The sequence below is a fragment of the Sporacetigenium sp. TC11 genome (genome assembly GCF_058146105.1).
Map to the genome: position 1 here is coordinate 46,394 of NZ_JBYVNY010000013.1, position 14,610 is coordinate 61,003.

General features: G+C 28.9%; 15 protein-coding genes. 11 read left to right on the forward strand and 4 right to left on the reverse strand.

Features of this window, described 5'->3' with window-relative positions:
- Positions 1 to 14: 14 nt before the first annotated feature.
- Entirely contained in the window at positions 15 to 215 is a 201-nt protein-coding gene (locus tag ACUSRV_RS15075) for a hypothetical protein (protein WP_490142792.1), read from the forward strand.
- A 109-nt stretch (positions 216 to 324) separates the two neighbouring features.
- Entirely contained in the window at positions 325 to 792 is a 468-nt protein-coding gene (locus tag ACUSRV_RS15080) for a methylated-DNA--[protein]-cysteine S-methyltransferase (protein ID WP_490142793.1), read from the forward strand.
- Positions 793 to 808: 16 nt separating this feature from the next.
- Here the strand turns inward: ACUSRV_RS15080 and ACUSRV_RS15085 are convergent, their stop codons facing one another.
- From ACUSRV_RS15085 to ACUSRV_RS15100, 4 genes are all read right to left on the reverse strand, one after another.
- Positions 809 to 2,038: an aminopeptidase gene (locus ACUSRV_RS15085; protein WP_490142794.1), complete on the reverse strand. Its 1,230-nt coding sequence runs from the start codon at positions 2,036 to 2,038 to the stop codon at positions 809 to 811.
- A 160-nt stretch (positions 2,039 to 2,198) separates the two neighbouring features.
- Positions 2,199 to 3,161 (reverse strand): L-threonine 3-dehydrogenase, encoded by a 963-nt coding sequence (locus ACUSRV_RS15090; RefSeq protein WP_490142795.1) that lies wholly within the window; start codon positions 3,159 to 3,161, stop codon positions 2,199 to 2,201.
- A 29-nt stretch (positions 3,162 to 3,190) separates the two neighbouring features.
- Entirely contained in the window at positions 3,191 to 4,402 is a 1,212-nt protein-coding gene (locus tag ACUSRV_RS15095; protein ID WP_490142796.1) for a glycine C-acetyltransferase, read from the reverse strand.
- A 137-nt stretch (positions 4,403 to 4,539) separates the two neighbouring features.
- Entirely contained in the window at positions 4,540 to 5,511 is a 972-nt protein-coding gene (locus ACUSRV_RS15100) for an L-threonine 3-dehydrogenase (protein ID WP_490142797.1), read from the reverse strand.
- Positions 5,512 to 5,776: 265 nt separating this feature from the next.
- Between ACUSRV_RS15100 and ACUSRV_RS15105 the strand changes: the two genes are divergently transcribed.
- The 9 genes from ACUSRV_RS15105 (at position 5,777) to ACUSRV_RS15145 (ending at position 14,610) form a co-directional block, all read left to right on the forward strand.
- Positions 5,777 to 7,228: an aminotransferase class I/II-fold pyridoxal phosphate-dependent enzyme gene (locus ACUSRV_RS15105; protein WP_490142798.1), complete on the forward strand. Its 1,452-nt coding sequence runs from the start codon at positions 5,777 to 5,779 to the stop codon at positions 7,226 to 7,228.
- Between the two features lie 329 nt (positions 7,229 to 7,557).
- The gene (gene speD / locus ACUSRV_RS15110) at positions 7,558 to 7,980 is read left to right on the forward strand and encodes an adenosylmethionine decarboxylase (RefSeq protein ID WP_490142799.1); all 423 of its coding nucleotides are present in this window, start codon (positions 7,558 to 7,560) and stop codon (positions 7,978 to 7,980) included.
- A gap of 79 nt (positions 7,981 to 8,059) precedes the next feature.
- Entirely contained in the window at positions 8,060 to 8,914 is an 855-nt protein-coding gene (gene speE, locus ACUSRV_RS15115; RefSeq protein WP_490142800.1) for a polyamine aminopropyltransferase, read from the forward strand.
- The gene (speB, locus tag ACUSRV_RS15120) at positions 8,901 to 9,755 is read left to right on the forward strand and encodes an agmatinase (protein ID WP_490142801.1); all 855 of its coding nucleotides are present in this window, start codon (positions 8,901 to 8,903) and stop codon (positions 9,753 to 9,755) included. The genes speE and speB overlap by 14 nt, the downstream gene beginning before the upstream one ends.
- 78 nt (positions 9,756 to 9,833) lie before the next feature.
- A complete protein-coding gene (locus tag ACUSRV_RS15125; RefSeq protein WP_490142802.1) occupies positions 9,834 to 10,601 on the forward strand; it encodes a nitroreductase family protein in 768 nt (255 codons plus the stop codon).
- A 362-nt stretch (positions 10,602 to 10,963) separates the two neighbouring features.
- Positions 10,964 to 12,790: a HAMP domain-containing sensor histidine kinase gene (locus tag ACUSRV_RS15130; RefSeq protein ID WP_490142803.1), complete on the forward strand. Its 1,827-nt coding sequence runs from the start codon at positions 10,964 to 10,966 to the stop codon at positions 12,788 to 12,790.
- 12 nt (positions 12,791 to 12,802) lie between these two features.
- Positions 12,803 to 13,321 carry a response regulator gene (locus ACUSRV_RS15135; RefSeq protein ID WP_490142804.1) on the forward strand — a complete coding sequence of 173 codons (519 nt, stop codon included), beginning with the start codon at positions 12,803 to 12,805 and terminating at the stop codon, positions 13,319 to 13,321.
- Positions 13,322 to 13,524: 203 nt separating this feature from the next.
- Positions 13,525 to 13,917, forward strand: a complete 393-nt coding sequence (locus ACUSRV_RS15140; protein WP_490142805.1) for a potassium channel family protein — start codon at positions 13,525 to 13,527, stop codon at positions 13,915 to 13,917.
- Positions 13,918 to 13,929: 12 nt separating this feature from the next.
- Positions 13,930 to 14,610, forward strand: coding sequence for a potassium channel family protein (locus tag ACUSRV_RS15145; protein ID WP_490142806.1), 681 nt, complete (start codon positions 13,930 to 13,932; stop codon positions 14,608 to 14,610).

Sequence of the window (14,610 nt, forward strand, 5' to 3'; positions counted from 1 at the left end):
GGGGAGATGATAAAATGAATTATATAGTATGTTTAATAAATGGGGAAAAAATAGCTACATTTACTAGTGAATGGAAATTCAAGGAAAATGAGCAAATATTTATTCATCTAGAGGATGGTAAGAAAAATTTTGTAATAAAGCATATTACACATGATTTAACACTAAATAACGAACATGTTATTAGACTGTATGGACATGAAAAAAAAGTATATTAAAAGTTAAGATATAGTGTAACTTAATGTAATAATCAACTTATTCAGGAATATAGTTTTTTTTATATATATTTGATAATATAATAATATAACATTAATGAAGAGGTGCTATATGAAAAATATTTATGAAATATATTATGATTCACCTATAGGGGTAATAATGATAACTGGATCAAAGGATAAAATATTATCAGTAGATTTTGTTGAAGATAAAGATTGTATAAATAAAGATGTTCCTAATATACTTAAAGAAGCATACAAGCAATTAGATGAATACTTTAAAGGGATTAGAAAAGATTTTGATTTAGACTTATTTTTTGATGGAACAGAATTTCAAAATAAAGTTTGGAATGAATTATGTAATATACCTTACGGTGAGACAGCAACATATAAAGATATGGCTATAAGAATAGGAAATGAAAAAGCTTGTAGGGCAGTAGGAAATGCAAATAATAAAAACAATATAGGTATAATTATACCTTGTCATAGAGTTATAGGAAGTAACGGAAAACTAGTAGGATATGCAGGAGAATTGTGGCGAAAAGAATGGTTGTTAGAACATGAAAAAAGACATAGATAAACCTATGTCTTTTTTGTTAAAATGCCCAGTTACCGTCCTTGAATACTTGTATATTTTCTCCATCATAAGTTTCTCCTATTATATTCATATCAGAAGAACCTATCATGAAATCTACGTGAGTTAAGCTATCGTTAACTCCATTAGCTTCTTTTTCTTCTTTACTCATGTTAGTACCACCTTCTATACAACCAAGATAAGCAGAGCCTATAGCAAGATGACAAGATGCATTTTCATCGTAAAGGGTATTATAGAAAATTATATTAGTATCTGATATAGGAGATCTAAATGGAACTAAAGCTACTTCTCCTAAATAATGAGATCCTTCATCTGTATCTATTAAATTAGCTAAAGTTTCATATCCTTTTTGAGCAGTAAATTCAACTATTTTGCCATCTTTAAAGGTTAAAGTAAAGTTTTCTATAGTATTTCCACCGTATATAAGAGGTTTAGTACTTGAAACTACACCATTAACACCAAATTTTGAAGGCATAGAGAATATTTCTTCAGTAGGTATATTTGCTATAAAGTCTATATCATTAGGATCTTTAGAAGCACCTCCACTCCATATATGGCCTTTAGGTAATTCTATAGTTAAATCTGTTTTAGGTGATTTAAAATATAGTTTTTTAAATTTCTTTTCATTTAGGAAATTCATTCTTTTTTCTAAATCAATAGTATGATTTTTCCAAGATTCTATAGGATCTTCTTGATCTACTCTTGTTACTTTGAATATAGCATCCCATAGTTTTTGAGTTCTTTCTTCTTCTGAAAGTCCTGGGAAAATTTTAGCTGACCATTCTTTAGTTGGAACAGAAACTATACTCCATCTACACTTATCAGCTAATACATATTCTCTCCATTTTTTTCTTGCAATACCAGAAGCCTTCTGAGCATTAGCCACTCTTGTAGGGTCTACATCTTTTAATAAATCTGGATTTTGAGCGTATATACTTAAAAATGCTGCACCTTCCTTTGCCATATCTTCATATCCTTTAGCTAACCACATAGGATATTCATTAAAGGCTTCATCAGGGGCATTTAAATACTTTATCAAAGTACATTCTTCGTCTGCCCAGTCTATATGTACATTTTTTGCTCCACATTCATAGGCTTTTTTTACTATTTTTCTAACAAATTCTGCAGTCTCTATAGGTGCATTTATAACAAGAGTTTGACCAGATTGAACATTTACACCAATTTTAACTGCAAGCTCAGCATACTTTTCTAAATTTTTCTCAAAATTCATATAGCTACCTCCTTAAATTATTATTAAAAACAATATAACATTAATTAAATTTAATGTCATAGATTATATACATTTATTGGAAATAATTTATAAGTTTTAGTATTGTTATATAAAATAAAAAGGTAGCTAAAAAGCTACCTTAATTATTTTATATAACAAATTACTTACCAGATCCTATACCTTGTTCTTTAAGCTTTTTAAGCATATCTTCAGTCATTTTATCTAAGTCGTAATCATATTTGAATCCCCATTCATTTATAGCGGCAGATGGGTCTATTGAGTTAGGCCAAGAATTAGCTATAGCTTGTCTTACAGGGTCGACATCATATCTCATTTCGAACTCAGGTATAAATTTCTTTATTGATGCTGCTATTTCATCAGGTTCAAAACTCATAGCAGTTATATTAAATGCATTTCTGTGTATTAGTTTTTTAGGATCGGCTTCCATTAAATCTACTATAGCTTGTAGTGCATCAGGCATATACATCATATCCATTTTAGTTCCAGCAGCTATGAAAGAATCATAACTTTTCTTTTTAAGTGCTTCATAGTATATATCTACTGCATAGTCAGTTGTACCACCACCAGGAGGAGTTACATAAGATATAAGACCTGGGAATCTAACTCCTCTTGTATCTAGACCAAACTTATTGAAGTAATAGTCACATAATAATTCTCCAGCAACTTTAGTTACACCATACATAGTATTAGGTCTTTGTATAGTATCTTGCGGAGTTAGATCCTTTGGAGAATTAGGACCAAATGCAGCTATAGAACTTGGTGTAAAGAATTGAGCATTAATTTCCTTAGAAACCTCTAATGCATTTACAAGTCCGCCCATATTTAACTGCCAAGCAAATAAGGGATTTCTTTCCCCTACAGCTGATAATAATGATGCTAGATGAATAATAGAATCTACATTATACTTTTTAGCTATACTTCCCATTTTATCCATATCAGTAACATCTAGTATTTCAAATGGACCGCTATTTGCAACTTCATTATTTTCTATTTTTCTTATATCTGTAGCTATAACATTATCATTACCATATTCTTTTCTTAATTTCATTGTCAATTCAGAACCGATTTGACCAAGAGATCCAGTTACAAGTATTTTTTTCATGATAATATCCTCCTAAGTTAAATTTAATTTTATTTTATAATGTCTAATTCTTTGCCAACTCTTTCATAGATAACTAATGCCTTATCTAACATTTCTTTAGTATGAGCTGCTGTTGGCATATTTCTGATTCTACCAGTTCCCTGAGGAACAGTAGGGAATACTATTGCTTTAGCATAAACACCTTCTTCATATAATTTCTTACTAAATAGTTGTGTTTTAGCTTCATCACCTATTATGCAAGGAGTTATAGGTGTCTCGCTATTTCCTATATTAAATCCTAATTTCTTAAGACCTGCTTTTAGGTAGTTTCCATTTTCCCAAACTTTTTTAACTAATTCATCACTTTCCATTAGAATATTTATAGCTTCTGTTGCAGCAGCAGCAGCTCCTGGAGTTAATGAAGTAGAGAATAAGAATGGTCTACCTCTAACTTTTAACCAATCAATAAGCTTTTGAGAACCTGCTACATATCCACCTACAGCTCCTATAGCTTTAGATAAAGTTCCTATTTGAAAATCTATTTTATCCGATAATCCAAAATGTTTAGCTGTCCCAGCACCTTTTCCTGTTACGCCTGATCCATGAGCATCATCTACATATGTAATTAGATTAAACTCTTCAGCTATTTCAACAATTTCAGGAAGTTTAGCTATATCTCCGTCCATTGAAAATACACCATCTGTTATTATCATTATTTTTTTGTACTGACCACTTTCTACTGCTTCTTTAGCTTTAGCTCTTAAGTCATTCATATCTGAATGTTTATATCTTATTACCTTTGCTCTAGATAATCTAGAACCGTCTATTATAGATGCGTGATTTAATTCATCAGATAATATAGCATCATTTTTATCCATAACAGCTTGAATAGCCCCCATATTACAGTTAAATCCTGATTGGAAAGCAATAGCTGCTTCAGTACCTTTAAATTGAGCTATTTTCTTTTCTAAAACATCATGTATGTCTAATGTTCCATTTATTGTTCTAACAGCACCAGCACCAGCACCATATTTTTGAGTAGCTTCTATAGTAGCTTTTTTTAATCTATCATCACTAGCTAACCCAAGATAATTGTTTGAAGATAGATTTATAAGTTCTTTATCGTTTATATGTATTGTAGGGCCATTAGGTCCTTGTAAAGGTTCTATTGTATTGTAAAGGCCCTTATCTTTTAAGTCATTCAGATTTGCATCTAAAAATAACTCTAAAGCGTTATGCTTTGAATTTGAATTATTAGCCATTTTTATCACTCCTTTTAGATTTAATTATCTATTATATAATTACCCACATTAAAAAATAATAAACGTTTTTAAAATTTTTATTTCTTTTAATATCGACAAAAAATAAGATAGCTAGAACGCTATCCTATGTTAATTTATTAAGCAAGACTAACTTCTGAACTTATACCTTTTTCTCTTAGCTTTTGTAACATGTCATCAGTCATTTTAGCTAAATCATAATTTACCTTGAATCCCCATTCAACCATAGCGCAAGTTGGATCTATCGAATTAGGCCAAGAATCTGCTATTGATTGTCTAATAGGATCTACATTATAAGCTATTTCGAAGTCTGGTATATGTTTTTTTATCTCATCTGATATTTCTTCAGGTGTAAAGTTCATAGCAGTTATATTGAATGCATTTCTATGTACTAGTTTTTCATGGTCAGATTCCATTAAATCTACTATAGCTTGCAGAGCATCAGGCATATACATCATATCCATTTTTGTATCTTTAGCTATAAAACAATCGTAACTTTTATTTTTTAGGGCTTCATAGTATATATCTACTGCATAATCAGTTGTACCCCCTCCAGGAGGTGTCATATAAGATATAAGGCCTGGAAATCTGACTCCTCTTGTGTCTACTCCAAATTTATTAAAATAGTAATCGCACAATAGCTCTCCAGCGACTTTAGTTACTCCATACATAGTGCTAGGTCTTTGTATAGAATCTTGTGGAGTGTAATCTTTTGGAGAATTATGGCCAAATGCAGCTATAGAGCTTGGAGTAAAAAATTGACAGTTAAGTTCTTTAGACACTTCAAGGGCATTAATAAGTCCGCCCATATTCAAGTCCCAAGTATGAAGAGGTTTTTGTTCACCTACAGCTGATAACAAGGATGCCAGATGTATAATAGTATCTACATTATATTTATTAGCTATATTTCCCATTGATTTAATATCTACAACATCTAATATTTCAAAAGGACCGCTATTTACAACATCATTATCTTCACGCATTCTTATGCTTGTAGCTATAACATTATCTTTACCATATTCATTTCTCAATTTTATTGTTAACTCAGATCCAATTTGACCAAGTGCACCAGTTATAAGTATTTTTTTCATATTACTAATCCCCCCACTAAAATAAAAATAAGGCCTTTAGATATATTGTAAGTTTCCTAAATGATGATTGTAAACAATAATCGTAGTCAAAAATATTCTATATTTATACAAATAGATTAATAAAAATTTATAAGAATACATACTATACAGGGATGATACAAACTATGATATTAATTTTAGTTAATGAGTATTGACAATTGAGTACAGAAATATTAATATTAAAGCTAATTTGAAAAATTCTAGACACAAAGGGGGTTAAGATAAGATGATTATAGACCAAAATACAACTCCATTATTCGATGCATTAAAATCTTATCATGAGAGAAATGTCACACCTTTTGACGTGCCAGGGCACAAACATGGAAATGGATTAAAAGAGTTTGGAAATTACGTAGGAAGCACTGTTTTAGAAATAGATGTTAACTCTATGAAATGTTTAGATAACTTAAGTAATCCTATAAGTGTTATAAAGGAAGCAGAAAACTTAATGGCTAATGCATATGGTGCTGACCATGCATTCTTTTTAGTAAACGGAACTTCATCAGGTGTTCAGGCTATGATAATGGCCATGTGTAAGCCTGGTGATAAAATAATAATACCTAGAAATGTTCATAAATCAGCTATAAATGCAATTATATTATGTGGTGCTATACCTGTTTATGTTCAACCAGAAGTAGATTACAACTTAGGAATAAGCATGGGAGTTTCAGTTGAAAAAATAGAAAAGGCTATAGCTGAAAATTCAGATGCGAAAGCTGTGTTTCTTATAAATCCTACTTATTATGGAGCAACTTCTGACTTAAAAAAGATAATAAAAAGGGCTCATAATCATGGGTTAGCTGTATTAGTAGATGAAGCACACGGAGCTCATTTTGGATTTCATAAGGAAATACCTAGGGGAGCTATGAGTCTTGGAGCAGATATGGCAGCTGTTAGTGTACACAAAACAGGTGGATCTTTAACTCAAAGTTCAGTACTTTTATTAAATGAAGGTCTTGTAGATAAAACACATGTTAGAACTACATTAAATCTAACGCAAACAACAAGTGCATCTTATCTTCTTATGTCTAGTTTGGACGTGGCTAGAAAAGCCCTTGCAACAGAGGGAGATAAAATTTTAGATAGAGTTTTAAAATTATCAAGAAAAGCTAGAGAAGAAATAAATAAAATAGATGGATTATATGCTTTTGGAAAAGAACTAATAGGAAATCCTGGTGTATATAATTTTGACGAAACGAAGTTAAGTGTTTGTGTAAAAGGTTTAGGGCTTACAGGATTTAAAGTATACGATATATTAAGAGATGAATATAATATACAATTAGAGCTAGGAGATGTATGTAACGTATTAGCAATAATAAGTGTTGGTGATACAGAAGAAAGCATAATTGCATTAGTTAAAGCTTTAGAGGATATATCTAGTAAGTATAAGACTAAACCTATAGAATTTGAAAATATAGCCTTAGAAAATCCAGAGATAGTAGTAAGTCCAAGAGATGCTTTTTATACTAGAAAAAAAGTAATAAAGCTTGATGATGCAGAGGGACAAATAAGCGGAGAATCAATCATGGCTTATCCACCGGGAATACCGATAGTAACTCCAGGGGAGAGAATAAATAAAGAAATAATAAGCTATATAAAATTCTTAAAAACTCAGCATAGTATGCTGTCAGATACAGAAGATCCAGATGTTGAAACTATAAAGGTATTAGGTATGTAAAAGTAAAGGAATAAAGTTTTATAACTTTATTCCTTTATTTTTGTAAAAACCCTTGACAAATTTTCAAAAAACATTATATTTAATATGTAGAAACTTTTAGTTTACCAAAATGAAACACATTAAATAACTATTAGTTTACTAAAATGAAACAAAATAAATTTCAAATAAAAGCCTTTGTTAAATAACATAATAGGGCTTATTATTTTGTTTAATAACTTAAAAGTGGAAAATAATACAATAATTAATTTTATAATATTTCAAATAATAAATACACTAAGACACATTATGAAAAGAATAAAATTTATATAAATGTAAAGGAGAGAATAAAAATGAAAATAGAACAATTAGGAAGACATATATTAGTTGAATTTTATAACTGTGATAAGGATATATTAAATAATCATACATTAGTAGAAAAATATATGGTAGAAGCAGCTGAAGCATCTAAAGCCACAGTTGTTGAAAGTGTATTCCACATGTTTAATCCATGGGGAGTAAGTGGGGCTGTTATAATACAAGAATCTCATTTAACAATACACACTTGGCCAGAGTATGGATATGCTTCAGTAGACTTATTTACTTGTGGAGATACAGTAAATCCATGGGATGCATTTGATTATTTAGAAAGAACATTAAAAGCTGAAAGAAGTGAAACTACAGAAGTTGCTAGAGGTATAGTTGATAAGGTTAAGAGATTTTCTGGAATACAAGAAGATGTAGTTGTATGTCATAAACCAATAGTAAATGAGTAATAATATACAAAATAATAACCAATAATATATATAGTAATTATAAAACCAATGTATAAACTAATGGACGGAGGAATTTCTCATGGAATTATGGTACACAGAAGAATGGACAGAAAATGTTAGATTTTCTTCAAAAGTTAAAGAAACTTTATTTTCTGGACAAAGTGACTTTCAAAAAGTAGATGTAATAGACACAGTAGAATTCGGAAAAATGCTTACTTTGGATGGACTTGTTATGGTTAACGAAAAGGATGAGTTTGTATATCATGATATGATTTCTCACGTAGCTATGGCAACTAATCCTCAAATAAAGAATGTATTAGTTATAGGTGGCGGAGATGGCGGCACTGTAAGAGAAATAACTAGATATTCTACAATAGAAAAGATAGATATGGTAGAAATAGATGAGATGGTTGTAAGAGTATCTCAAAAGTATTTACCAATAACAGCTGAAAAATTAGAAGATCCAAGAGTTAACTTATATTTTGAAGATGGTATAGAATTTGTTAAGGGAAAAGAAAATATGTATGATCTAATATTAGTAGACTCTACTGATCCAATAGGACCTGGCGAAGGGCTATTTACAACAGAATTTTATACAAACTGCTTTAAGGCATTGACAGAAAAAGGTATATTAGTTAACCAAAATGAAAGTCCTTACTTTGCCCACAATGCTAGAGAAATGAGAAGAGCTCATAATAAAATAAAAGATATATTCCCTATATCAAAGGTATATCAATGTCATATACCAACGTATCCATCAGGGCATTGGTTATTTGGATTTGCATCTAAGGATTTAGATCCTATAAAAGATTTAGATGCTAATAAATGGAATTCACTAGGAATAAAAACTAAGTACTATAACACAGATTTACATGTAGGATGTTTTGCATTACCAAGCTATGTTAGGGAGATGCTAGAAAATGAAGCTGAATAAAAATGTATCTACTTTTATAGGGTTTGATAATGAATATAATGAATCAAAAATAGTAGTATTTGGAGCGCCTTTTGATGGAACAACATCATTCAGACCAGGAACTAGATTTGCTCCAAACATAATGAGAAATGAATCATATGGGCTTGAAACTTATAGTCCATATCTAGATAAAGATTTAGAGGATGTAAATGTATTTGATGCAGGCGATTTAGATTTTCCATTTGGAAATCCTCAAAAGGTTTTAGATGAAATATATGATTTTTCTAAAAACATAGTAGAAGATGGAAAAAAAACTGTTATGATAGGAGGAGAACATTTAGTCTCATATTCTCCGATAAAAGCAATATATGAAAAATATCCAGATTTACACATAATACATTTTGATGCTCATACAGATTTAAGAGAAAACTATATGGGAGAAAAGCTATCTCATGCTGCAGTAATAAAAATGGCGTGGGATCTTTTAGGAGACGGAAAGATATATCAATTTGGAATAAGATCTGGAGAAAAAATAGAGTTTGAATGGGCAAAAAAACATACCAAACTTACAAAGTTTTCATGTGAAGGTTTGAAGGAAGCTGTAAAAGAACTTAAAGACAAACCTGTATATATAACTATAGATTTAGATATACTAGATCCATCTATATTCCCTGGAACAGGAACAATAGAACCAGGAGGAATAACATTTAAAGAAATGATGGATGCTATAAATGATATAAAAGATTTAAACATAGTTGGGGCGGATGTAGTAGAATTATCTCCTCACTATGATCCAAGTGGAACTTCAACTGCTGTAGCGTGTAAGGTGCTTAGAGAATTAGTACTAGCTATAGATAAATAAAAGGCGGGATTATAATCCCGTCTTTTTGTTGAAAATTTTTAAATAAAATCAATTATAACTTGGTTAAGGGGGCTAAGTATGGACATATATGATGCAATTTATTATAGGAAATCTATAAAAAAGTACTCTAATAAAAGAATAAATAATGATTTAATGCAAGTAATAAAAGATATAAAAGAGAATTTAGATGGTTTAGATAAAGATATAGATATAGAAGTACATATAGTAGAGAGAGAAGATAAAGTTAAAAAGAATAAAACATTTAGGTTAAATTCTCCCTATTATATGATTGTAACATCAGAAGAAAAAGATGGATATTTACAAAATACAGGATATACACTACAAAAGGTATTATTAGAGTTAGTAACATTGGGATTAGGAACATGTTGGATAGATTCATCTTTTAATAAAAAAATTATAGAAGAAAGTATAGATATAAGAGATGGTCATATACCTGTCATAATGATAGCTTTTGGCTATGCAGATAAAAATGAAAAATTATTTAGAAAAGATATAGATGAGTTTAAAAGAAGAAGCAAAAAAGATATATGTAAAAAAATAGAGGACAAGTGGAAAGATATATTAGAAGCTGCTAGATTAGCTCCATCTTTTAAGAATTCACAACCATGGACTTTTTATCAAGGAAATGGATGTATAAACTTATACAGAAAAATAGGAATGCATAAAAATAAATCAGAACACATGAATAAAATAGATATGGGAATAGTATTAAGACATATTTATATAGCATGTGATCACTACGAAAAGGATATATATACAAAAAAACTTGGATTAAAAGATAAATTAGGTAAATCTTATGAAACAAGCATAATACTAAAAGATTGATTTAATAAATGTTTCACGTATACCCCAAAAAATATAAATTAATTTAAACCATTAATGATCAAGATGAATATAAGGCTTTAGAACGAGACGATGGAAAAGATGCTTTGAAAATATTCAATGAAGAAAATGTAAATCTTGTAATTTTAGTCAACTAAGGATCACTTAAGGTTAGCTAAAGAATTTGGGGCAGAAGTAATTACATCTTTAGACACGCTAAAGATTATTGTGGAAGTTATGAAAAAAAATGAATAGCGAAAGTTTAAAAGTATTAATATGGCACAGTAAAAAAATCAGGGACTTGATAATCGCTGATTTTTTTTATTATTATATAATATGTAAAATTTTGTAAAGAAGGAGATAAAATGATAAAGAGTTTAAGAGGTAAGATAACAGTTCTTTATATTTTTTTAATACTTGCAATAGCTGCTATTGGAGTATCATCTATAGTAAATTTATATTCTTTGAGTAAATCTATAGATGGCCTGATGGTAGATAACTATAAAAGTATAAATGCTTCTACAAATATGTTGAGATATCTAAATGCTCAACATATGGCTACAAGTGAATATCTTTATATTGATGCCAAAGATGGAATCGATAGGTTTTATGAAAACAATATTTTATTTTTAGAATCATTTAATATAGCAAATAACAATATAACAGAAGACAAAGAAGGACCTGAGTTACAAAAATTAAGTAATAACTATGCTTTATATATAAAAACTTTTTCTAGGTTACAAGAAATAAAAAATAATAGTACCATAGAACAATCTAATAATTATTATAAAAATGAATTAATTCCAATATATGAGAATATAAAAACCAATTTATATAAAATAAATGAAATAAATGAGTCAGCGATGTTTAAGAGCAAGGAGTCTGTAACAAAGAAAGCTATAGATTCGATGAATAGGATATCTATAATATCTATTTTAGGAGTAGTAGGAGCGCTTTTAATATCAAGTATAGTTATAAAAAAAGCATTAAATCCTATATATGCATTAATAGAGACGGTTAAAGATATAAAACAAGGGAACTTAGATAAACAAGCTCCAATATTATCTAAAGATGAAGTAGGAGAACTAGCTAAGGAATTTAATAATATGACAAGACGGTTATATGAGTTTGAACAAAGCACATTAGGAAAACTATTAGAAGAGAATAATAAATCATTCGCTATAGTAAAAAGTATATTAGATCCTCTAATAGTATTAGATTCAGATTATAAAATTCAATTAATTAATGATGCATGTGAGAAATACTTAAATATAAAAGCAGAAGATTCTATAGGAAATCATTTGCTTCAGGCTATAAAAAATAATGATATATACGAATATGTATGGAATCTAGCAAATGGTAAAAATATAAATAAAAAGACAATCAGTTTATATATAAATGATAAAACATATTACTTTAATATAATAGCTACAATAATTAAAGATACACAAGGTAAAGTAAGTAATATAGTCATACTACTTAGAAATATAACTAGTCTAATAGAAATAGAAATAGTAAAAACAGACTTTATATACTCTATATCCCATGAACTTAAGACACCGCTAACATCTATAGTTATGGGAGCTGATCTAATTTCTAATGAAAATATTGGTCATTTAAATGATAAACAGAAAAGAATAATAAACACAATAAAAGAAGATGGAGAAAAGCTATCTCATTTAGTTAGTAACTTATTAAAAGTTTCTCATATAGAATCTGAGGATAATATATTAAATATAGAGAAGTGTAATATAATAGATATATTAAATGAATCATTAAGTAATCTTAGTCAATCAATAAGTTATAAAAAGATAAACATCAATTCCTATATAGAAAAAAATATGCCTAATATATATATTGATAAGGAAAAGGCTACGTGGGTTTTAAATAACTTAATATCTAATGCTATAAAGTATAGTGAATATGAGGGAGAAATAATTATAAGAATTTATAATAAGAAAGGTAGAATATATATAGAGATAGAGGATAGAGGCAAGGGTATACCTAAAGAGTATATAAATAAGATATTTGATAAATTTGTTCAAATTAAAAATGATGATGGAATAGAAGGTAGTGGATTAGGATTATATATATGTAAAAATATTATAGAATCACATAATGGGAGCATATGGTGTGAAAGTGAATTAGGAAAAGGAAGTAAGTTCATTTTTTATGTACCTATTAGAATATAGGGAGGTTAAATTTTGAAAAAGGTACTAGTGGTAGATGATACTAAAAATATAAGAGAATTACTTACTACATGTTTAGAATTACATGGATTTAATGTAGTTGTTGGGAAAAATGGAGCTGAAGCACTTGAATTATTTGAAAATGAAGTTTTTGATTTAGCTTTTTTAGATATAAAAATGCCGGAAATAAGTGGAACCGAAGTTTTTAGAACAATAAGAACTAAGGGGATAAAAATTCCAGTAATAATAATGACCGCATATGCAACTGTAAAAAATGCTATAGAATGTACTAAGTTGGGAGCTGTCTATTATGTACAAAAGCCATTTACAGCAGATAAAATAAATAAAATATTAGAGGAAATAAATATAGAAGAAAAAGATTTAGATGAAGAAATTGAGGCGCTAAAGAAACAGTTAAGTATTAACCCGCTGGATAAACAAGTGTACTTAAGATTATCAGATTTATACTACAAAAAAGCAAATGAAAAAGAAGGTAATATATTTAAGAAAATATATGAGGTTTTAGAAGAATAAAGGCGATTATAATCGTCTTTATTTTTTTATTTCATATCTATATGATTTAGATTAGTTCTTTGAGAAAAGATAAGAAAAACTTAGATATGGATATAAAATAAAGAAATATAGACTAGATAAGAAGTATAAGGCTTCAGATACATTAATTTTAGGAAATTGCAAAAAATATACTGAGGGAATACAATATATCAGAGGTGATAAACATGTATATAGTTATAGCAGGGTGTGGAAGAACAGGAAGTCTCATAGCAAAGGAATTTTCAGATGAAGGTCATAATGTTGTTATAATAGATAGAAGTAAAGAAAGATTAGATTCCCTAGGGACAGGATTAAATGCAACTAGAATGCTAGGTATCGAATTTGATAATGACATATTAATTGAAGCAGGCATAAAAAAGGCAGATATATTCTTAGCTTTAACACAAAATGACAGTATAAATATAACTGCATGTCAAATAGCAAAGAATATATTTAATGTGCCTAAGGTTATGGCAAAAGTGTCAGATACAAATAAAGAGCATATATATAAATCTTTAGATATAGATTATATAAATCCTATTAAGCTAGGTGTAGAAGACCTAAAATCTAGAATATAAGAAGGTGCTGATATGAAAATTATTATAATAGGTGGAGGTAAGGTAGGATACTATCTTATAAAGACATTAAAACAAAGAAAACACGAGATAACATTAATAGAAAAAGATAAAGATATATGTAATAAGATATCTGAACAATTAGATATAGATGTTATATGTGGTGATGGAACTGATATAAATGTACTAAAAGATGCTGATATAGATATAGCAGATGTAGTTGCTGCAGTTACTGGAAAAGATGAAGAAAACTTAGTTGTATGTGAAATGGCTAAGATTAACTTTAATATACAAAAAACTATAGCTAGAGTTAATAATCCTAAAAATGAAAATGTATTCAAAAGCTTAGGAGTCGACAATACTGTATGCAGCACACAAGTAATATCAAACTTAATAGAATGGGAATTTGAAAATGACAAAATAAAAATAGTTCAAACTTTTGATAGAGGTGAAATGATATTAGTAGAAATAATTATAGATAGAAAAAGCGATTGGTGCAACAAATATATAAAAGATATAAGTATGCCAGAAAAATGTGTAATAGTTTCCATATTTAGAGACGAACAAGTTGTATATCCTAAAGGGCATACATTAATACAAGATAAGGATAAGGTATTAGTAGTTACGGATAGTAGTGCCATGGGGAATTTAGAAGATGATATATTTAAGTTATTAGCTGACGAATTCTCTAAATAA